An 18842-nucleotide genomic window follows, 5' to 3' on the forward strand; every position below is an offset into this window, starting at 1 on the left:
AGCTGGACTTGATGTGCTGGATAGGGTTTTTCCCATAATGAAATAGAAAAGGAAAAGTTTGTGGCATCAGTGGATGAAACTTTCGATCCTAATGATCTTGACAGTATTGATGCGCTCCTAGATGAAGCGGAACAAGAGGTGAGTGAAGGCCTTGGTGAAGACGCTTTGCCGGACGAAAAGGAGCAGAAGGTTGATGTCGTGGACGAACAGATTGATGAGCCTGAATTAGAGGCTGAGACAAAGTCTGTTGCCGACGATGAACCCCTTATTGATCTTGATGACGTTGTTGACGAACCCGCAAGACCCTCGGTTGCCGAGGAGGCACCAGTTAAAAGGGTACAGGATTCAGATCCCGATCCGGATGATTTCCTTTCAAAAAGATCGGCAGCAAAAAAACAATCTAAAAATGGATTATCGGCGGCAGAAATGGATGCAATAAAGAAACTTATTATTATTTTTGGTTCGACACTCATTGTATTGGCATTGATCGCAATCAGTATCGGAATTTGGGGCGCTATCTCCGCATCCAGTGGTTTGGATGACGAAACTCATACTATGATCGAAGACATCAAGGCGGGCACCGAGCGCAACACCTTGGCAAATAGTTCGAGTAGTAAGACGATGCAGTCGATTGAAAAGAAAATGGATGCATTAAGTTTCCAAATCGAGCAATTGACTGCGGACATTACCGCTTTGGATAAACCAGCCAGTGTTCCATCTGTCGCAGGGACGACTAATTCAGGAAATGTTCCCGGAGGGGCGAATAACACAGCGGCTCCGCAGGCACAAAAGCCCGTGCAACCAGTCGCTGCGCAAGTGGCTCCGGTTGTGCAAGCTCCGGTTGCCACCAATCCGGTGGTTACCGATAAGCTCAATTCGATTTATTCCAAGATGAGCCGGGCCCAAAAACGCATCGATGAGGTGAATAAACGTGTGAAACAGCTTCAGGGACAATACAGCAAGGTATTGCACTCCATCAAGCTGGTTGAAAAGCAGATGATCGATCAACAGGTTAAAGCACCCAAAGCGGAAGACAAGGCCAAACCGGCGGCAAAAGCCCCAGGTTATCAATATTCAGCCCCTTATGGCGAGATGTATGATCAGGCCAATCCTGACTCATATCCTTAAAATTTAAAAGTAAGAGGTCTGTGGGATGAAGTTGTCAAAATACTTGAAAGGATTGTTTCTCGTCGCTTTGTCCCCCGGGTTGGTTGCTTGCAGTATTTTCTCCGGAGGGCAATACCAGCTTCCGGATTATTATGAAACGAGTTTGATACCACAGGATTACACTGTTGGGCAAACTTACAATTTAAAAGATTTACGATGCAGTCAGGTCAGCGGTATCTGTGATCGTCAGGATTATGTACAGCGTCGTCAATATGAAAAACCTTATTATTTGAGTAAGTAATGGAGAAAGTCATGAAAAAACGCACCTTATTAATTGCGAGTATATTGGCATCGGCTTCCTTGGCAGGATGTTCAACACCCTCTTCAATGCAAGGTTCATCTCAAGCCCCTATGGTTGAGAGCAAGCCAAAGCCGACGCCACCGGCTGTGGTCTATAGAAAGCCAGAGCGCATTAAAATAAACGGCATCGGTTATGGTGCGGAAAGCACGTTTGCAGCCTATACTCCGGGTCAGCGACGTTTGATGGCGATTAGAGCCTCAAAGCTGGATGCTTACCGAGCTTTGGCCGAACAGTTATACGGCATTAAAATTGACAGTAATACCGCCATCTCTACTTTGACGGCAAAAAATGACAGTTTTCGTGCCCGTGTGAATGCGGTTGTGCGTGGTGCCCGTGTTGTCAGCGTGACGCCTATGGCCGATCAAAACTATGAGACTGTGCTTGAAGTTTACGTTGATAAGAGCTTTTTTGAAGATGCCTTCATTTACAGTTCATCTTCCGCAGCGGCGATGACACCGAGTGAAGCCTGTGTAAATTGTTATGAAGCTGGCACTTATTGATTCTTGTGCGTTAAGCCCAAAGGAGTCTGATTCGGTTTTATTGGTTGGGAGTGTGGTGCATGACTAAACACAAAATATTGATCTCGGCGTTGCTTGCCTTGTTTGCTTGGGGGGAGGTGGCTCAGGCCGCCAGCATCAGTACCCGGGTAAGGGTGTTGGAAGGCAAGGTCTCCAAGCAGGATAGGCAGATCAAAGCGGAAAGCTCGGCCCGTAAAGCTTATGAGAATCGGGTGAATCAAAAACTCAGTTCGGTTGACGACTTGCAGAGCAAGGTGGAAAAAATTGTCAAGCAAATGGAAGCCGAGAAAAAAGGCAAGGGTGAAGACAAGCGTTACATGTTCCCCTGAACGCTTGCGAACCGAATCATCGTAGCCACAAGCTGGTTTTTTGGGCAGGCCTGTTCATATTACTCAAATAATAAAAAGCCCGGCAGTCTGATTGAGATTGCCGGGCTTTTTTTGTTTCTTAATTTGTATTGATGGTCTTAGGGCTTACAGGCCTGGTGCATTTTCATCACGCTGTTGGCGAGCCGCTTCAATTTCTTTAGACTGGATGAAAAACACCAGCTTTCTACGATCGTCTTCAGATAGGTTCTGGTAACTCAGCGACACGTTAAAACACTCTTCGTCATCGACAACAGGTGAAGCCTGGATGACATCACAGCGCACCAAAATCGGAGACTCATTTTCCAAGGGTTGAATCAACAAGTCGACCTTATCGGTCAGGTTGACCGGTTCGTTGATATTGAAAGAGATGCCGCCGCCGCTTAAATTGACCAGCCTTTGGGGAATGGCGCGTGTCAGTTGACTGGCGTCAATGGTTTGCATCATGAAATTAATTTTACTGTTCATGGCCATTAAGGCGGAAGCCAGTAAACTGCTTTTCTGGTTGATTTGGCCAATGACTTCATTGATTTGTTCATCCAGTTGAGTCAGGTTCTGCATGAAATATTCTTCAATGTATTTGGAGTCCGGATTGTCAGGCAGAACAACTTTTTCCAAATCTTCTTGAGGGATGATGCGGTAGCTACACGGCATCATGACGTCAATTCTAAAAAATAAACGTTGGTCATTTTTCATCTTAATTTCACTTCACTTGTCTGATTTGTTTGGAATCGGTTCACCCAAAACAAATGATTGCAGGTTCTCATGTGGTTATAGAGTGGAACCATCATAAGAGATTGAGTTGAGATTAGCAGAAATTAAGCCAAGTTCAAGTAACCAATAGGTAAACCCCTCAGGTTTTTAGACTATTGCTTGTTGTGGGAGAGGGTAATCGTGTTTTAAGCTTTACCCAAAGTCGATTGGCTTTTGCTGTGAAGCTGCTTTTCGCCGGAAGAGCCGTAAAGCTTCACCTCTGCAGTCGTTTTGCCTGTCAGCAAATCGATTGAAAACTCATTGATATTGCTGAGTATCTGAATCGCAATGCCGTTGGAGATATTCATATCGTGGCAAGCTTGACTCAGTTTCATGATGTCGTCAACTTTCACCTGTAATGAGTCTGAGATGGCTGAAAAGGCGTTGTTTCTTGCCAGATCCATCAAACTAGCTCCGTTGCTGTGGGGCTTTAACAGGGTTTCAAGATCATGCAGTGCGGATTCAAGCTGCTGGGCCGCCGTGGCTTTTTTTTCGAGAGTTGCACTCAACGCCTCGCTGGGAGGCTGTTTGAGCATGGAAGATTCGGTCTGTAAGATTTCGTGAAATTCATGCAATAACGTATTTAAAACATCGATTTGTGAGGAAAATCGCATTTTATCAAAATCCGATATGGCAATCAGGGAGGCCATCTTAACTAAGCTTCAGATCTACAGGCTGGACAATAAAGTATCAGACTGAATCAGTTTTTCAGCCACTTTTTGCGCATTAACCTGATAAGAACCATCGGCAATGGAAGCTTTCAAACTGGCAATGCGATCCGAATTGTCGATATCTACTTTGTCGGCTTTTTGTTCAAGATCTCTGACCTGTGTCAGCATGCCGGTCAAGGTGACTTTGTCTGCCACGCCGTCAGACGTCTTGGCATTTGAATCGTTTGCACCGGTCATTTTTTCCTGAGTTTTCAATTGCTCCGGAGCACGTCCTGATGACACATTTGTATTAAGATTTTTGATATCCATAATGTTTGGCCTCACACCTTTATGGCAGTCATTCTACCAATGATTCTAATATTCTAATAGAGTTATCGGCATCATTTGGAAAGCTTTAATGTTTTTTTACAAAAAATAATTAAGGTACCAGTACCGTGTTTGGAGCAATAACTATGCCTTTCACAACTTTTTTCGAAGCGCTGTTTTCCACCTCGACCTGCTGACGTTCCACTGCGCTTTGCAAAGCAACCCCTTTGGTCTTCACCTCAATCCCCCCGATTTGGGTAATCAAGGTCACGTTATGTTTTTTCAGAACCCAGTAGGGCGGTTGTAAGTCTCGGATAATGAGTACTTCATTTGGGGCAATGGCTTTTTTTGCCCGCATACCAATGGCTTTTTCAGCTGAAATCAGATGGTCATTGGGGACTTTTTTGTAGTGTAAATAAGTCAATTTAACGTCTTCAGGTTTTATAACGGCCTGTTTGAGTATTCCTTGAGTGCTGACAACCACAGGAAGTTTGCCGTCGATTTTGGCGGTCACAAAGGTTTGCCAGCTGGGCGAGTGACATTTAACCCCAAGAGTCACACGGCCGGTGTACTTTCCTTGGGAACGGTCCACAATTTCCAATGCGGACTGGCATTGCGGTAAACGTAAACGTTGGTTGAGTTTTTTGAGTTGGATTTTGGGCTCAATTAATTTTTGGTCAACTTTTTGCTTAAGGAAACTCATCGCTTGTTCATGAATGATTTCAAGCGATTGAGATTCCTCTGTTTGAGGCTGGGTATTGCCAGCAAGCGCAAATGATTGCGCCAGCAATGCAACCCAGAAAAGAATCATGTTAAAGTGTTTATTTCGCATGGATTCAGTCTAACATGACTTTAAACGACTTTTAAGAGCGCTTAGGCTATAGTGAGTGGTTAAGTCAGTGAACAATATTTAATAGATGGATAAGGTAGGAAACAATGTCGAGCTTTTTAAAAGGGGTTGACCAAAGAACATCCTTGGCTGGTATGAACCGTATGGAGCTGCTGTTATTTACCATTAAAGGTGAACAGCTGTTTGGCATTAATGTCTTCAAAGTCAGAGAGGTCATCCGTACTCCGGAGATTTCATGCGTGCCCAAGTCGGATCCAAGAGTGGTGGGTGTGTCGGATATTCGCGGTTTGACCATGCCGATGATCGATCTGGCAAAGGCATTGGATCTGGATGCGATTCATGAAGAAAATTATTCCGAAAGTTTGACCATTGTGACCGAATTTAATAGTTCTGTTCAGGGCTTCCTGGTAAAAGACGTGGATCGAATCGTCCATCTGCGCTGGGAGGACATTTTGCCTCCGCCGGACAGTCTGCAGGGTGTCAATTATTTAACGGGCATTACCCGTGCACGTGATCAGATTGTTGAGATTGTCGATGTCGAGAAGGTCTTGGCTGAAGTGTCCGGGCTGCCAGAAGGCATGTCGGACGAGTTTGTCTCTTCTCAAAAAACCAAAACCAGTGGTCATGGATACTTTGTATTGGGGGCGGACGACTCAACCGTTGCTCGTACCCAGTTAAAAAATACGCTGGATAAACTCGGTATTCAAAATAAAATCCTGAGCAATGGCAAGAAAGCGCTGGATTACTTGAAAAAGTGGGCTGATGAAGCGGATGCAGGGATTGCGCCTAAGATCAGCGACCGGGTACTGATGGTCATTTCGGATATTGAAATGCCAGAAATGGATGGTTATACCTTGACCACCAGTATTCGTAAGGACGAGCGTTTAAAAGACCTTTATGTGGTGTTGAACTCATCCTTGAGCGGTGGTTTCAATGAGTCCCTGACCGAGAAAGTCGGGGCAAACATATTTCTGTCCAAGTGGCATGGTGAGGAGTTGGCAAGAGTGATTGTCAACCGCATTGATGAGGTTTCAAGACAACGTGAAGCCTTACAAGAAGATTAGTCGATATTAAATGGGCTTGGATATGAAACGATGGCAGGGGATTTTATGGGCGGCGTTCATGCTCTGTTCAACCGCGGTGTGCAGCGCACCTTCCGAGGAAGACGTCTTTTTTGATGATCAAAACGGAGCCTGTGTAATTGTCACCGGAACCGCATCGACAGATGGAGTGGATGAGATGTTTGCCCGTCAGATGGCGATCCGCAACGGCCTGAGTTTCGCCAGTTTGAATAATAATGTCACGATCTCTTCGGATCAGTCCCTGGAAAACTATCAACTGACCCGTGATGCCACACGCTTTACCTCCAATAGCAAGGTGGAGAGTTATCAGGTGCTGGACGAAGGCTTGGAAGAGCCTTTTGATGAATACGGCGAAGCGATCAAACGCCCGTTGCATTACCGAGTCAAAATGAAAGTCTGCCTGACGGAAGATCCACAGGCCTGTCAAAATCTTGCAGGCAATCATTATCAGACACGTTTGGCGATTGCCCCGGTGGTGGTCGCAAAAAGTTATCAAGCCCGCGACATCGCCAATATTGTGCCGGGTTACCAAACCGAGTTGCAACGCCGTCTGGCCGGCAGTGGTTATCGCAATTTGACAGTGCTGGATGCGCAAATCGGCTTGATTGAAAACGGCGTCATTTTGCCTAACCTTTCAAAGGAACTGCTGGATCCGATTCGCGATCGTACCGGTGCCCAGTTTGTGATGTTGACGGTGGTGCGTTCGCTGTCATCCCATGCCGAAGACCAGCCTTATTTGAACCAGCTTAAACGCTTCTATAATCTGGAGGTCAAACCCGATACCCGTCATTTGGAAGTGGATTGGTACCTGGTGGATTTGGTTAAACGTACCTTAGTGCATCAGCAGCGTGCAGGCTTCGATGTCAAAGGCGAGGTTCGAGTGGGTCGGGATCGGCCATTTGGCAGTAACGCCTTTTTCGCCACTGACACCGGAACCGCGTTTCATGCTTTACTCCATCAGCAGGTCAATGACGTGGTTTCCGCCTTGCGCTGTGAACCCCTGGAGACGCAGATCATTGATGTGCGCAATGATGAATATGTCATTTATTTGAATGCCGATTCCGGTGCCAAGGTGGGGGACCAGTTGGCGGTGTACCATCGTCAGGGCAGAGCCGTTCAGTTTCAAGGTGTGGATCTGGGAATGGACGAATCTCCGGCGGCTTTTCTGAAGATAAAACGCATCCTGCCACGTTTTGCGGTGGCTGAATTGGTCGCCAAAAAAGGAGTGGTTCAGGTGGGCGATTCAGTTAAAGCCTGGTAATGCCTAAGTTCTAATCTTTTCTTGTGGCCGCAAGTTTTTGCGGCTTTGTGTTTTTTTGGAATCCTAGAAAGCACAGGTTTTGGTTTTTCTAGTGAGTTTGTCATTCCAGTCTGTTTTTTCTTAAGGTTTTCTTTAGCCACACTTTTTTCTGTTTGTGTTTTTTGCGTTGCGCTGTCCCTTAACAGAAAATAGAGTATCGATTCATATCATTTATTTTGCTCATTCCGTTGTGTCAGATGCTCACCCTGGGTTTTTGTTTAAATTGTTTGATTTAATTTAAGGGGTGTCAAAAAAATGACCAGGCCTGCTTGTTTTGCCTTTTAGGCCTTTTGATGGCGGTGCCTGAAAGGGGATTGCCCCCCCTTAAACGATACCTCTCGGCCGATTTCTAAAAAACTTTAGCCTTTTTTCATTTAAAAAAGCATTTTATTTCTTCGTTGGCATTTGAATTGCTAAAGACCAAGCATGAGATTTAATTCGGTTTGGTGGTCATAGGGCGTAAAAAAACGGCCTTATGATGGATCACGAAGGAGTTGAGATGGCAGAATCTATTTTTGGTATTCATGAACGTGCGTTACAGATTCGTACGGCACGTGGTGAAGTGTTGGCGAATAATTTGGCCAATGCCGATACCCCGAATTTTAAGGCAAGGGATATTGATTTTCGTCAGGCGATCACTCAGGCGGAAGAGAGTCAGTCTCAATCCAAGCCAGATTTGGTCAAAACCAATGCCCGTCATATAAGCGGGTTTGCAGAAACCACGACCGAAAGTTTTTTGAAATATCGAATGCCTACTCAGCCTTCGCTGGATGGCAATACGGTGGAAGCGCATGTGGAAAAAGCCAAGTTTATGGAAAACGGCATGCAGCATCAAGCGACGCTTGAGTTTATCGATAGCAAAATTTCAGGGATTCGAGGCGCGTTGCGCGGTGAATAATCTGTTTAAGATTGAAATAACGGAGGGCGTTTCAGATGTCCATGTTTAATATTTTAGATATTTCCGCTTCGGCCATGCATGCGCAGACCGTGCGTTTGAATACGGTGGCTTCCAATATGGCCAATGCCGATAGTGTCAGCTCCAATAAGGAGGAGACGTATCGTTCCAAACAGCCGGTTTTTCAGACCATTATGGATCAAACTACGATGGAACCCAAAGGCGGCGTGCGTATCAAAGAGATTGTTGAGAATCAGGCACCGCTTAAGATGGAATACAACCCGAACCATCCGATGGCAAACGAGGAAGGTTATATCTATCGTCCTAATGTCAATGTGGTGGAAGAGATGGCCAATATGATGTCGGCCTCGCGTTCCTATGAAACCAATATCGAGGTGATGAACACCTCTAAACAGCTTTTGTTAAGAACCATTCAGCTTGGCAAGTAAGGAGATAGGTCATGGCAGACAATTTAACCATTAATACCAGTTCGACGGACTATATGGCTGCAATGCAGCAGAGTTCAAATCCGGCTTCTTCAGCGCCCAGCAATGAAATGGGGCAGGCTGAGTTTCTGATGCTGCTGACCACGCAGATGCAGAATCAGGACCCCTCTAAACCGATGGATCCAACCAGTTTTGTGTCCGATTTGACACAAATGAGTCAGTTGGAATCGACCAACAAGATGACTGAATCCATTATGGCGATGACCATGGGTTTTCAAAACATGCAGACTTTGCAGGGAGCGGCTTTGATCGGTAAAAACGTTCAGGTGAATGGTGAAGACTTCTCGCATACGCAGGGACAGGCCTCCCAATTTAGTTTGTCTAGCGATCAGCCACTGTCTGATGTCAAAGTGGTGATTACCGATGCCAATGGCATTGTCAAAGAAATTGATGCCGGTTCCTTGCAGGAAGGCGAAAAGATTGTCGACTGGGACGGTTTGGATGATGTTGGCGCCGAAAGGGCGGATGGCCTTTACAGCCTAACCGCCTACGGCACTGACGAGAATGGCGACTTGAAATCCATTGATACCGTGGTGGGGTCAAGAGTGAATTCAGTTGGTGTGAATTCGGATGGTTCCATCGCTTTAACCCTGGCAACAGGCGAGCGAGTGAGCATGGATGATGTCAGGGAAATCAGCGGCTGACTTGATGCTGATCATTTAAATAATTTAAACAAATAAAACAGATAACTATTCTTAATTGGATCGGATACTAGGAGAAAATCATGGGTGTATCATACGATTTAAATGCCTTAAGTGGTATTAATGCGGCTTCAACCGGGCTGGGTGTAATTTCCAATAACCTCGCCAATGCGCAGTCTGTCGGTTTTAAGGGCTCACGTGCCGAGTTTGCCGATATGTTTTCAGGTTCCCAGAACTCGGCCGGTAACGGTGCGCGTGTGGAGACCATTACGCAGGATTTTGGACAAGGTACCATCAACGGAACAGGCCGTGAATTGGATATGGCGATTGACGGTGAAGGCTTCTTTGTCCTGGATGATAAAACCGACCGTTACGACAATGTCTATACCCGAAACGGCTCCTTTAAACTCGACAAAGAAGGGTTTTTAACGGATCAAGAGGGCAATCAGGTTCAGGGGTATTTATTGAATCAGGCGCTTTCAACTGAGACGTCTCCAGTTTTTGACACCACATTGAGTTCAATCGATTTGGATGAATTGAATAAAATCCCAAAAGCCACCGATGAGATGAATTTCGACATCAACCTGGACGGCCAGGCGATTCATAATGTGGATCCAACCGGCACCGTGGCGGGCACCGATGTGACGGATGACTCCGTTGGTGCTGGGGACAATTTAAATCGTCTGTTGGATCCGGAGAATAACGGTACTTCAGTCGGTCAATATGAAGGTTTTCCAGATTTCTCAACCAAAAAGACGATTCACGACAGTCTGGGTGGCGAACATACGCTAAACGCCAATTTTTACAAGCGTGATGTTGTGCCGGATACTGTTGCAGCCAGTGGTGAGAAGTACACCTCATGGATTGTGCAATACACCATTACCGATAAGGAAGGCAATATCACCGGACATTTGTCGGATACGGCCGGTAATCCGGTAGATCCAACAACGGGGTTACCGATTGCTGCGGCGGGTGACCCGACTGCAGCAGGCCAGCTTTACGAGTTGAGATTCGACACCAACGGAAATTACATCGGAACCTATGAACCGGATTTGACGGCAGGTATTACAACATTGGGTGTGGCCGATGCCGAAGATACGGTGCCGACGGCTGCGCAAGAGTTGAACTTTACCGCTGTGGCGGGAAGCCCTACGTTAAACTTCATTATCGATAATCCGCTTACCGGTGCAACCGATCCGTTAGGGGGAGAGTTGACAGGAACACCGGATAATTTCCAGATAGAAGTGGATTTTGAAGAGATGACCCAATTCGCCGGTTCATACAATTTGCGTGGTGTGACTCAGAATGGTTATGCCATTGGGGATTTGGTCGGTTTGAATACCGGGTTAGACGGTGTGATTGAAGCGCGTTATTCTAACGGGCGCTCGGTACCGGTAGCTCAGTTAGCCATCGCCAACTTCTCTGATAAAAACGCCATGCAGAAACTTGGGGGTCAAACCTATGCGGAATCTTTTGCATCGGGTGCGGTTCAGTTGGGCACGCCACAAAGCAGCGGGATGGGGGCGATCAATGCCGGTTCATTGGAATATTCGAATGTGGACGTGGCTGCTGAACTGGTCAATATGATTCAAACACAAAGAACATACCAAGCTTCTGCTCAGGTGATCTCAACTTCGCAGACACTGACGCAAACCATTTTGCAGCTTTAATTTAATTAGACAATTTAAAACGATTTTTTTCTGGTCTTAGCCGGCAATTTCTTGCCGGCTCTTTTTTGCCGCCCGGCAACACTCTCCCATAACAAGTTATCGGCTTGTTTCTGAAATCTTTAGTTTTCTTTTTAGAGAAGTTGGCATGGTGCCTGCTAAATACTTTTCGAATAATAAATAAAGTGTCAAAAAAAAGACAATTCGCTAAACACACAAGGGAAATACCGTTTTTTGACGGTTTAAAGATTCCTCTGCTTCAGTCGGGATGACGTCATTTATGTCATTTCACCCCAAGGGTACTTTCTAAGGGCGCGGACAAAGCGAGAAATCTATTAAGGTTTGAGAGATCTCTCCACTACGGTCGAGATGACAGATAAGGAATGAGATTTCCCAGACCAAATAAACGCAACAAAACCGGAAGAGTCGTTATGGATCGGATGCTATACATTTCAATGAGCGGGGCCAAAGAGGTGATGTTGTCGCAAGCCAACAATACCAACAATCTGGCGAACGCGAGCACGGACGGATTCAAGCAGGATTTTAATGAATTCCGTGCTCAGCATATGCAGGGCCCTGGCTGGCATACTCGAACCTATTCTTTGGATGAGCGGCCGGCGACCGATTTTACGCCGGGCGCTTTGAAAGTGACTGGGCGTGAGATGGATGTGATGACTCAGCAGGATGGTTTTTTGGCTATTTTGACGCCGCAGGGCGATGAAGCCTATACACGCACCGCCAGCATGCAATTGACGGCGGAAGGTGATTTGGTCGATGTCAAAGGCAATCCGATTTTGAATGTCGGCGGGGCGCCGATCAATATCCCGCCTTCCAAAAACATTACCATTGGCGATGACGGTACCATTTCGATTGTGCCGGAGGGGTCACCGAGCAACGAATTGGTGGTATTGGACCAATTGCGTTTAGTCCAGCCGGATTTGAAGCAGCTGCAAAAAGGTGAAGATGGCTTTATCCGCCAACTTCCCGGAGCGGAGCCACTTGATCAAGGGATTGTCAAAGTGGTCAGTGGCGCGGTGGAAAGCAGTAATGTGAACACAGCGGAAGCTTTGGTGAACATGATTGAGCTTTCGCGAAAATACGAGATGCAGGTGAAGATGATGTCCACCGCCAAGAGCCATGCTCAAAAATCCGATCAATTGCTGTCGTTGAAATAATAGCTGAAACAGAGAATTAGGAGAGAACCATGAACAGAGCATTATATGTGGCAAAAACCGGTCTGGAAGCTCAGCAGTTTCGATTGGCCGCAATTTCCAATAACTTGGCCAATGCCAATACTTATGCCTACAAGGCCGGCCGTGCCGAATTTGATGACTTGATTTATCAGAATGTGCGTCAGCCAGGAGCTCAGGCCACTCAGGATGAAGCCAATACCTTACCTTCCGGTTTGCAGTTGGGAACCGGGGTCAAAGCAGTGGGGGTTCAGAAAATCCATACCCAGGGTAATATCATGGTGACCGATAACCAATTGGATATCGCTATCGAAGGGAAAGGCTTTTTTCAAGCGTTGGATGCCAACGGTGATCTGATGTATACCCGAGACGGTTCCTTTCAGGTGAATCAGAATGGTGACCTCGTGACCTCGTCGGGCTATCTGGTTGAGCCCAATATCAATATTCCGCAAGATGCCACCGAGATTTCCATTACCCGGGATGGTGCGGTGTTTGTGTCACAGCCGGGCAATGTTCAGCAGAACCAGGTTGGTCAGTTGGAGTTGGCGACCTTCATCAACCCAGCCGGTCTGGAGTCTTTGGGTGGAAACTTCTATGGTGAAACCACTGCAAGCGGTGTACCTAACGTCAATAATCCGCAAACTGCCGAGGCAGGTGGGGTCTTGCAGGGCGCACTTGAAGCTTCAAACGTGAATACGGTCGAAGAGCTGATTGGCATGATCGAAGCGCAGCGCACCTATGAAATGAATTCAAAAGCCATTTCAGCCGCCGATGGCATGATGCAGTATCTAAATAACAATACCTAATGAAAATAACGAATAAAAATACAGTTCGCTAGATGATCAGAATGAATACGAGAGGTGTGAGATGAACACATTTACAAAACGGACGCAGACTTTAGGATGGGTGGCCATTGTCTCGCTTTTGACGTTGAGCGGCTGTAGCTCAACGCCGGAAAGGGTTGAAAATTTCAGCTATGAACCCAGCTACCCGTTAAATATTCCCCAGCAGGCGCAGACCCAGAATGGATCGCTTTATCAAAACGGTGGCATGACGTTGTTTGATGATTCACGTGCCCATCGAATCGGCGACATTATCACCATCAGCCTGACTGAAAAGTTTGATGCCAAAAAGAAAGACGAAGCCAAATACAATAAATCCAACAGTCAAGATTTTGGCGTCAGTACGCCATTGAACGTGTTTGGGCGCAGTGCCGGTCAGATGGCTTCGGAATTTGGAACCCTGGGCGTTGGCTATGGCTCAAACGGTGCCTTTGCCGGCAAGAGTGACGTCAAACAGAATTCCAGCCTAACCGGTTCCATTGCGGTGACGGTCGTGGAGGTCATCTCCAACGGCAACCTCGTGGTACGCGGTGAAAAACGTTTAACCATTCATGAAGGGGATGAGTTGATTCAGTTTGCCGGAATCATCCGTCCACAGGATATCCGTCCGGATAATACCATCGACTCGACCAAAGTCGCCGATGTGCGTCTGGTGTATAAGGACGTGGGTGTATCCGGCGATACCAACCGCCCCAGCGCCTTGACGCAATGGATGAACAAGTATTGGCCAATATAAAACTTTACAGTCTCTAAGTTGCTGTTATAATTTGAATTTATCCGGTCGTCTTTAGTAGGAATGCGCAGAGTCTGTGCAAGGCTAAAGACGCGGAACTCCCTTTACACCGGCCTGTTTTTCTAATCTCCTTTTTGCAGGTCGGTTTTTTCTTTGATACTTTTCCCGTTTTTTCTGATGTTTTCCTGACTGAGTTGCGGGTGAATATGGACCAATCCAAAATGAGCAGGCCTGCTGATTTTTAAAGAAAAACTCCCTATTTAAGTTCCCTTTGGCAGAATGACTGAAGATAAAATGAGACAATCGAGCGTTTTGGCACAGCCTCTGCTAAATAGTTTCTAACAATAAAAATATCCCCCGTTTTACTTATAAATACACTAAAAAACGGCGGTTAATTACCAGAAATTCCGTCACTCAAGGAGAATGACTATGATGACCAGGAAATTTGTCATGATTTTGACACTGCTAATGATCTGGAGCGGTCAAAGTTATGCGGAGCGCGTCAAGGATCTAGCCAATGTCGGTGGGGTTCGAGCGAACCAACTGGTGGGCTACGGATTGGTTGTGGGCTTGAATGGCTCTGGGGACAAGACGCCGTTTGCCGAGCAAAGCTTGCTCAGCATGCTGAATAAATTCGGCATTCATGTGCCGGCCGGCGTCAAAACCAATTCAAAAAACATCGCGGCAGTGGCCGTTCATGCTGAGTTGCCCGCGTTTGCCAAGCAGGGACAGAAAATAGATATCACGGTTTCGTCTTTGGGTAATGCCAAAAGCCTGCGGGGTGGGACATTGTTACTGACTCCGCTTAAAGGGGTGGACGGCAATGTCTATGCCCTGGCGCAAGGGAATCTGGTTGTAGGGGGCTTGGATGCGAGCGGAGCCGACGGTTCACGCATTACCATCAATATCCCCAGTGTAGGGCGAATCCCGGACGGCGCGATGGTGGAGCGAACCGTCAATACCGGGTTCGATTTGGGCAACAGCATTACCTTGAACTTAAAGGATGCCGATTTTACAACGGCTACTAATTTGGTCAATTCCATCAATGAGCTTTTGGGTGAGGGCACCGCCAGTGCCATCGATGCCGAGTCGGTCGAGGTGATGGCGCCGCGTTTGCCGAATCAGCGTGTCGCTTTTTTGTCCGTATTGGAAAACATTGAAGTCACGCCGGGTCAGGAAGCCGCAAAAGTGATTGTCAATTCAAGAACCGGTACCGTGGTCATCGGGCAGCACGTTCGCGTCAGTCCGGCTGCGGTGACTCACGGTGGCTTGGTGGTGCGCATCGGTGAAAATCAGGATGTTTCCCAACCTAATCCGTTTGCAGGTGGCAACACTGCGGTGACACCAGAAAGCGATGTGGCGATTGAATCCACCGGCAGTGGGCGCATGTTTGAGTTTCCGGAAGGGGTTTCATTAAATGATATCGTGCAAGCGGTGAATAAGGTTGGCGCGGCTCCCGGCGATTTGGTTGCCATTTTGGAAGCCTTGAAACAAGCCGGTTCACTTAAAGCCGACTTGATGATTATTTAGAGAGATTGATACGAGTGTGGCGCAAAGCGCCCATTTAAGGAGAAAACCATGAGCGGTGCTGATTTAATCAACTTGTCGCCCAATCAGGCTTCAGGTCCAAAGAACTATAATAACTATACGGACATTGGTGCCCTGAACGACCTGAAGCGGGAAGCACGGGAAGATCAACGTGCAGCCTTGCGTCCGGTAGCCGAGCAGTTCGAGGCGTTGTTTGTGCAACAGATACTCAAGGAAGCGCGTAAAGTCAGTTTTGATGACGGTTGGCTGGACAGCGACAGCGGTGATACTTACAAAGATTGGTACGATAAACAGTTGGCACAAGATCTTTCTGCTAAAGGAACGCTGGGATTTGCCGATAAAATAGTTGAACAACTTGCGCCTCGTGAATCAATGGTGTCAAAATGGCAGGAAAGCGACATGAAACAGACGCCCACCATGCCACAGCCGAAAGAGTCCGAAGGTGTGCAGTCTACCCAAGAGGCCTTGGCCTTGAGAAAATTAAAATAGAAAAAGTGTGGCTGTGTTGAGTTTCAATGTTTGACCAGAATAAGGAATAAATTATGGCGGATATGCTGTCGATTGGTTCGAATGCAGCCAATACCTACAAAACCGCACTGGATGTGACCAGCCATAACGTCGCCAATGTGGGGACGGAGGGCTATAGCCGCCAGAGGGCGGAGATATCCAGCAATTCGGCGGGTATTATCGGGCCGATCTACAATGGCGGCGGTTCGAGTGTCGATACGGTATTGCGTATTCAGGCTGGTTATATTCAAACCCAGTTGAATAGCAGCAATGCGTCGGTTCAGCGTTACGATCAGCAATTGCAACTTTCCAAACAGGTGGAAGGGGTCATTGCCAGTAACGACGAAGGCATTCAGGAATTCATGCAACGCTTTTTCGACAGCATGCAGAATCTGGCGAATAACCCGACTTCGGACACCAGTCGCCAGATGTTATTGGAAGAGTCCGGCAATCTGGAAAGCCATATCGGTAACCTGAACGCCGTTTTGGTTGATACCGAAAAACAGGTGAATACCCAAGTGACCAATTTGGTGGGTGAAGTCAATGATCGTTTGCAGACCATTCACGCCATCAATAAAGAGGTGACCCGGTCATTGGATACCGGCGCACAACCCCCTAACGACCTTTTGGATCAACGCGATCAAGCCATACTGGAATTGAGTGGTTACATTGACATCAAGACGTTTCCGCAAAGTGACGGGCGTATCGACATCCATACCGCAAACGGGCAACTGCCGTTATTGAGCGACAATACCATTACCCCGCTCAAAGCCGATTTAAGCCCTTATACGAATGACAACCGTATGGAAGTTTATATGAACATCGGCGGCACCGATCATGTGATCAGTGACCGAATCTCAGGCGGGCAGTTAGGTGGCGTGTTGGATTTTCGCAGTAACATGCTGGACCAGGCGCAAAATGATTTGGGTCTGACCTTGAATGGCTTGGTTTCATCGGTGAACTGGCAGCATTACCAGGGCTGGGATCTGAATGGCAACCCGGGACAGGAATTTTTTGCCCCTTTGCAGGTCAACGGCGCTTTGGGTGCGGATACCAATGTAGGTTCCGAGGACGGTTCCAATATCTCGGTGAGCTTTAATCCAAATGCCACGGTGTCTGAACCGCCTTATACCAATAATGTGTCTGCCGCCACGCCTCCTACGAATTTGGATGACCAGCCCCAGACTTATGGCGAAAAAGAAGGCTATCTGAATACCGCTTTGAGTGCGGTAGGGGAATTTGTCGCGCGTGAATACATCATTAAATCGGACGGAAATAACCCGGCCAGTTTCAGTTTTTATGATTATAAAACTGGTGAAGACATCAGTGGCACCGCGGTTGAAGTGCCGGCCAATTCAGGACGGTTTCAGCTTGACGGATTGGAGTTCGATTTGAGCACCATTCGTGCCTCTGGAACCACAGGAGCTGGGGATTCGTTTTTGGTGAAACCGCATCAGGCGATGTTGGATCAGTTTGAAACCATGGTGCAGGATACCAATGAGTTGGCCACTCGCGGCCAGAGCTCGATTGATGCCAGTGCTGACGGTTCGATTGATGATGAGCCACCTGCGGCTGCAGCTTATGGTGACAACGTGAATATGGCGAACTTGGCGAATTTGCAGTCGAAAAGTCTGCTGTTTTCAGATGGTAGCGGTCAGCCCACAGAAACCTTGCTGGGCGGTTATTCTAAAATGGCCAGCAATGCCGGTATGTACGTTCGCGGTACCGAAATTCAATTGACGGCGCAAACCAATGTGTACGATCAGATGATGAATCAAAGAGAGTCGATTTCAGGGGTGAGTCTGGATGAAGAGGCGGCCAATTTAATGCGTTTTCAGCAAGCTTATGAGGCCTCGGCGCAAATCATCGCCACCTCGCAAAGTATTTTCCAGACCTTGTTAGGTGCGGTAAGGGGATAAGAGATGAGAATTTCAACCAATATGTTCCATAATCAAGGATTAAGCTCCATACAAAGCCACCAGGAAGGTGTATTGGATACGCAGAATAAACTGAGTTCTGGTAAACGCGTCAATGCACCCAGTGATGACCCGGTGGCGGCAGCCCAAATTCATTCTTTGAACCGGACGATGGACACCATTGATCAATACGCCAAAAACGGTGAGTTTGCCAAATCCCAGCTGGCACAAGAAGAAACAGCGATTGCGGATACGATTGAATCCTTGCAACGTGCCCGTGAACTGGCGATTCAGATGAATAACGGTACTTATAACCCGGAGAACCGGGTGGCCACTGCGGAAGAGATTGGGCAGATTATTAATCAGGTCGCCAGTATGATGAACTACACCAACTCGGAAGGTGAAAAACTGTTTGCCGGCAACAGCGTCAATGTGGATGAAGCCTTTGTGGAAGACGTCAATAATCCGGGTTACTACGCTTACATCGGCAGTCCCAATGCCGGAGCGGATGAAGATCCGCAGGCGAATTTCGGTTCGCGCTTTTTGCAGATCGGTTTCGATGCCGACAATAAACTCAATCCGGACGATTTAGGTGACACCAGCCGTGTGCGTGTGACCGATAATGGCGACAAGGTATTTCAGGTGCTGAATCCGACCACGGTATTTACTGGTGGAGTGGTGGGTGGAGCTCCCTTGGCTAATCAACCGGATGCCAATATCCTGAATGTGTTGGTGGAATTTAAAAAGACCCTGGAAAACGGTGATCCACCACCGGATAGTTTGGTTGATGACATGGACAGCTCGCTGGTGCAATTGTCTCAGGTTCAGGCTGAAATCGGCGGGCGTCAAAACCGAATTCAGTCTCAGTATGACGCTGGCGAATCTTTCAAGATTTCTTTGGAGGAGCGTCGTATGACTTTGGAAGATATGGATTTGGTAAAGGGCATCACTGAATTGACCAAAAACCAAAACGCCTTACAGATGGCACAGCAGGTGTTTACGCGTGTACAGGATATGTCGCTGTTTAACTATTTGCGTTAATTTTTTAAGATTGGCCTTCGTTTTGCTAAAACCTCCTGAATGG

The 18842-nt window shown here is 47.2% G+C and carries 20 protein-coding genes; 16 read left to right on the forward strand and 4 right to left on the reverse strand.

The features are described 5' to 3' along the window. Positions 1 to 60 precede the first annotated feature (60 nt). From B076_RS0104260 to B076_RS0104275, 3 genes are all read left to right on the forward strand, one after another. Positions 61 to 1128, forward strand: a complete 1068-nt coding sequence (locus tag B076_RS0104260) for a hypothetical protein (RefSeq protein ID WP_157753509.1) — start codon at positions 61 to 63, stop codon at positions 1126 to 1128. Positions 1129 to 1419: 291 nt separating this feature from the next. Further along, complete coding sequence (locus tag B076_RS0104270) at positions 1420 to 1968, forward strand: LPP20 family lipoprotein (protein WP_028486218.1); 549 nt, start codon at positions 1420 to 1422, stop codon at positions 1966 to 1968. 59 nt (positions 1969 to 2027) lie between these two features. Continuing rightward, positions 2028 to 2315: a hypothetical protein gene (locus B076_RS0104275; RefSeq protein ID WP_028486219.1), complete on the forward strand. Its 288-nt coding sequence runs from the start codon at positions 2028 to 2030 to the stop codon at positions 2313 to 2315. Positions 2316 to 2459: 144 nt separating this feature from the next. Here B076_RS0104275 and B076_RS0104280 read toward each other — a convergent pair whose 3' ends face one another. From B076_RS0104280 to flgA, 4 genes are all read right to left on the reverse strand, one after another. Then, positions 2460 to 3047 (reverse strand): PilZ domain-containing protein, encoded by a 588-nt coding sequence (locus B076_RS0104280; protein WP_028486220.1) that lies wholly within the window; start codon positions 3045 to 3047, stop codon positions 2460 to 2462. A gap of 203 nt (positions 3048 to 3250) precedes the next feature. Further along, positions 3251 to 3718, reverse strand: a complete 468-nt coding sequence (gene flgN, locus B076_RS0104285) for a flagellar export chaperone FlgN (protein WP_157753510.1) — start codon at positions 3716 to 3718, stop codon at positions 3251 to 3253. Positions 3719 to 3772: 54 nt separating this feature from the next. Next, positions 3773 to 4084, reverse strand: coding sequence for a flagellar biosynthesis anti-sigma factor FlgM (gene flgM / locus B076_RS0104290; RefSeq protein WP_028486222.1), 312 nt, complete (start codon positions 4082 to 4084; stop codon positions 3773 to 3775). Between the two features lie 109 nt (positions 4085 to 4193). Further along, complete coding sequence (gene flgA / locus B076_RS0104295) at positions 4194 to 4913, reverse strand: flagellar basal body P-ring formation chaperone FlgA (protein WP_028486223.1); 720 nt, start codon at positions 4911 to 4913, stop codon at positions 4194 to 4196. Positions 4914 to 5017: 104 nt separating this feature from the next. On the opposite strand from flgA, the gene B076_RS0104300 reads away from it, so the two are divergent. The 13 genes from B076_RS0104300 to flgL all read left to right on the forward strand — a co-directional run bounded on the left by B076_RS0104300 (position 5018) and on the right by flgL (position 18799). Next, positions 5018 to 5995 carry a chemotaxis protein gene (locus tag B076_RS0104300; RefSeq protein ID WP_028486224.1) on the forward strand — a complete coding sequence of 326 codons (978 nt, stop codon included), beginning with the start codon at positions 5018 to 5020 and terminating at the stop codon, positions 5993 to 5995. Positions 5996 to 6017: 22 nt separating this feature from the next. Then, entirely contained in the window at positions 6018 to 7274 is a 1257-nt protein-coding gene (locus tag B076_RS0104305) for a hypothetical protein (RefSeq protein WP_245566314.1), read from the forward strand. 538 nt (positions 7275 to 7812) lie between these two features. Further along, positions 7813 to 8211 (forward strand): flagellar basal body rod protein FlgB, encoded by a 399-nt coding sequence (flgB, locus tag B076_RS0104310; protein ID WP_028486226.1) that lies wholly within the window; start codon positions 7813 to 7815, stop codon positions 8209 to 8211. Between the two features lie 35 nt (positions 8212 to 8246). Beyond that, positions 8247 to 8657 (forward strand): flagellar basal body rod protein FlgC, encoded by a 411-nt coding sequence (gene flgC / locus B076_RS0104315; protein WP_028486227.1) that lies wholly within the window; start codon positions 8247 to 8249, stop codon positions 8655 to 8657. Positions 8658 to 8668: 11 nt separating this feature from the next. Beyond that, positions 8669 to 9358: a flagellar hook assembly protein FlgD gene (locus tag B076_RS0104320; protein WP_028486228.1), complete on the forward strand. Its 690-nt coding sequence runs from the start codon at positions 8669 to 8671 to the stop codon at positions 9356 to 9358. A gap of 80 nt (positions 9359 to 9438) precedes the next feature. Beyond that, positions 9439 to 11025: a flagellar hook protein FlgE gene (locus B076_RS0104325; protein WP_028486229.1), complete on the forward strand. Its 1587-nt coding sequence runs from the start codon at positions 9439 to 9441 to the stop codon at positions 11023 to 11025. Positions 11026 to 11453: 428 nt separating this feature from the next. Further along, positions 11454 to 12197 (forward strand): flagellar basal body rod protein FlgF, encoded by a 744-nt coding sequence (locus B076_RS0104330; protein ID WP_028486230.1) that lies wholly within the window; start codon positions 11454 to 11456, stop codon positions 12195 to 12197. A gap of 29 nt (positions 12198 to 12226) precedes the next feature. Then, a complete protein-coding gene (flgG, locus tag B076_RS0104335; RefSeq protein ID WP_028486231.1) occupies positions 12227 to 13018 on the forward strand; it encodes a flagellar basal-body rod protein FlgG in 792 nt (263 codons plus the stop codon). A gap of 61 nt (positions 13019 to 13079) precedes the next feature. Continuing rightward, positions 13080 to 13790 (forward strand): flagellar basal body L-ring protein FlgH, encoded by a 711-nt coding sequence (locus tag B076_RS0104340; protein ID WP_028486232.1) that lies wholly within the window; start codon positions 13080 to 13082, stop codon positions 13788 to 13790. Between the two features lie 426 nt (positions 13791 to 14216). Next, positions 14217 to 15317 (forward strand): flagellar basal body P-ring protein FlgI, encoded by a 1101-nt coding sequence (locus tag B076_RS0104350; RefSeq protein ID WP_028486233.1) that lies wholly within the window; start codon positions 14217 to 14219, stop codon positions 15315 to 15317. 48 nt (positions 15318 to 15365) lie between these two features. Next, complete coding sequence (locus B076_RS0104355; RefSeq protein WP_028486234.1) at positions 15366 to 15824, forward strand: rod-binding protein; 459 nt, start codon at positions 15366 to 15368, stop codon at positions 15822 to 15824. A 53-nt stretch (positions 15825 to 15877) separates the two neighbouring features. Beyond that, positions 15878 to 17761 (forward strand): flagellar hook-associated protein FlgK, encoded by a 1884-nt coding sequence (gene flgK / locus B076_RS0104360; protein ID WP_028486235.1) that lies wholly within the window; start codon positions 15878 to 15880, stop codon positions 17759 to 17761. Between the two features lie 3 nt (positions 17762 to 17764). Then, the gene (gene flgL / locus B076_RS0104365) at positions 17765 to 18799 is read left to right on the forward strand and encodes a flagellar hook-associated protein FlgL (RefSeq protein WP_028486236.1); all 1035 of its coding nucleotides are present in this window, start codon (positions 17765 to 17767) and stop codon (positions 18797 to 18799) included. Positions 18800 to 18842 lie beyond the last annotated feature (43 nt).

The organism is Thiomicrorhabdus chilensis DSM 12352 (assembly GCF_000483485.1).
Lineage (GTDB): Bacteria > Pseudomonadota > Gammaproteobacteria > Thiomicrospirales > Thiomicrospiraceae > Thiomicrorhabdus > Thiomicrorhabdus chilensis.

What these genes read in the sequence shown, in the direction of transcription:
- B076_RS0104270 (WP_028486218.1), top strand. Translation starts at nt 1,420, where the DNA reads ATGAAAAAACGCACCTTATTAATTGCGAGTATATTGGCATCGGCTTCC.
- B076_RS0104275 (WP_028486219.1), top strand. Translation starts at nt 2,028, where the DNA reads ATGACTAAACACAAAATATTGATCTCGGCGTTGCTTGCCTTGTTTGCT.
- B076_RS0104280 (WP_028486220.1), bottom strand. Translation starts at nt 3,047, where the DNA reads ATGAAAAATGACCAACGTTTATTTTTTAGAATTGACGTCATGATGCCG.
- flgN (WP_157753510.1), bottom strand. Translation starts at nt 3,718, where the DNA reads ATGCGATTTTCCTCACAAATCGATGTTTTAAATACGTTATTGCATGAA.
- flgM (WP_028486222.1), bottom strand. Translation starts at nt 4,084, where the DNA reads ATGGATATCAAAAATCTTAATACAAATGTGTCATCAGGACGTGCTCCG.
- flgA (WP_028486223.1), bottom strand. Translation starts at nt 4,913, where the DNA reads ATGCGAAATAAACACTTTAACATGATTCTTTTCTGGGTTGCATTGCTG.
- B076_RS0104300 (WP_028486224.1), top strand. Translation starts at nt 5,018, where the DNA reads ATGTCGAGCTTTTTAAAAGGGGTTGACCAAAGAACATCCTTGGCTGGT.
- B076_RS0104305 (WP_245566314.1), top strand. Translation starts at nt 6,018, where the DNA reads ATGAAACGATGGCAGGGGATTTTATGGGCGGCGTTCATGCTCTGTTCA.
- flgB (WP_028486226.1), top strand. Translation starts at nt 7,813, where the DNA reads ATGGCAGAATCTATTTTTGGTATTCATGAACGTGCGTTACAGATTCGT.
- flgC (WP_028486227.1), top strand. Translation starts at nt 8,247, where the DNA reads ATGTCCATGTTTAATATTTTAGATATTTCCGCTTCGGCCATGCATGCG.
- B076_RS0104320 (WP_028486228.1), top strand. Translation starts at nt 8,669, where the DNA reads ATGGCAGACAATTTAACCATTAATACCAGTTCGACGGACTATATGGCT.
- B076_RS0104325 (WP_028486229.1), top strand. Translation starts at nt 9,439, where the DNA reads ATGGGTGTATCATACGATTTAAATGCCTTAAGTGGTATTAATGCGGCT.
- B076_RS0104330 (WP_028486230.1), top strand. Translation starts at nt 11,454, where the DNA reads ATGGATCGGATGCTATACATTTCAATGAGCGGGGCCAAAGAGGTGATG.
- flgG (WP_028486231.1), top strand. Translation starts at nt 12,227, where the DNA reads ATGAACAGAGCATTATATGTGGCAAAAACCGGTCTGGAAGCTCAGCAG.
- B076_RS0104340 (WP_028486232.1), top strand. Translation starts at nt 13,080, where the DNA reads ATGAACACATTTACAAAACGGACGCAGACTTTAGGATGGGTGGCCATT.
- B076_RS0104350 (WP_028486233.1), top strand. Translation starts at nt 14,217, where the DNA reads ATGATGACCAGGAAATTTGTCATGATTTTGACACTGCTAATGATCTGG.
- B076_RS0104355 (WP_028486234.1), top strand. Translation starts at nt 15,366, where the DNA reads ATGAGCGGTGCTGATTTAATCAACTTGTCGCCCAATCAGGCTTCAGGT.
- flgK (WP_028486235.1), top strand. Translation starts at nt 15,878, where the DNA reads ATGGCGGATATGCTGTCGATTGGTTCGAATGCAGCCAATACCTACAAA.
- flgL (WP_028486236.1), top strand. Translation starts at nt 17,765, where the DNA reads ATGAGAATTTCAACCAATATGTTCCATAATCAAGGATTAAGCTCCATA.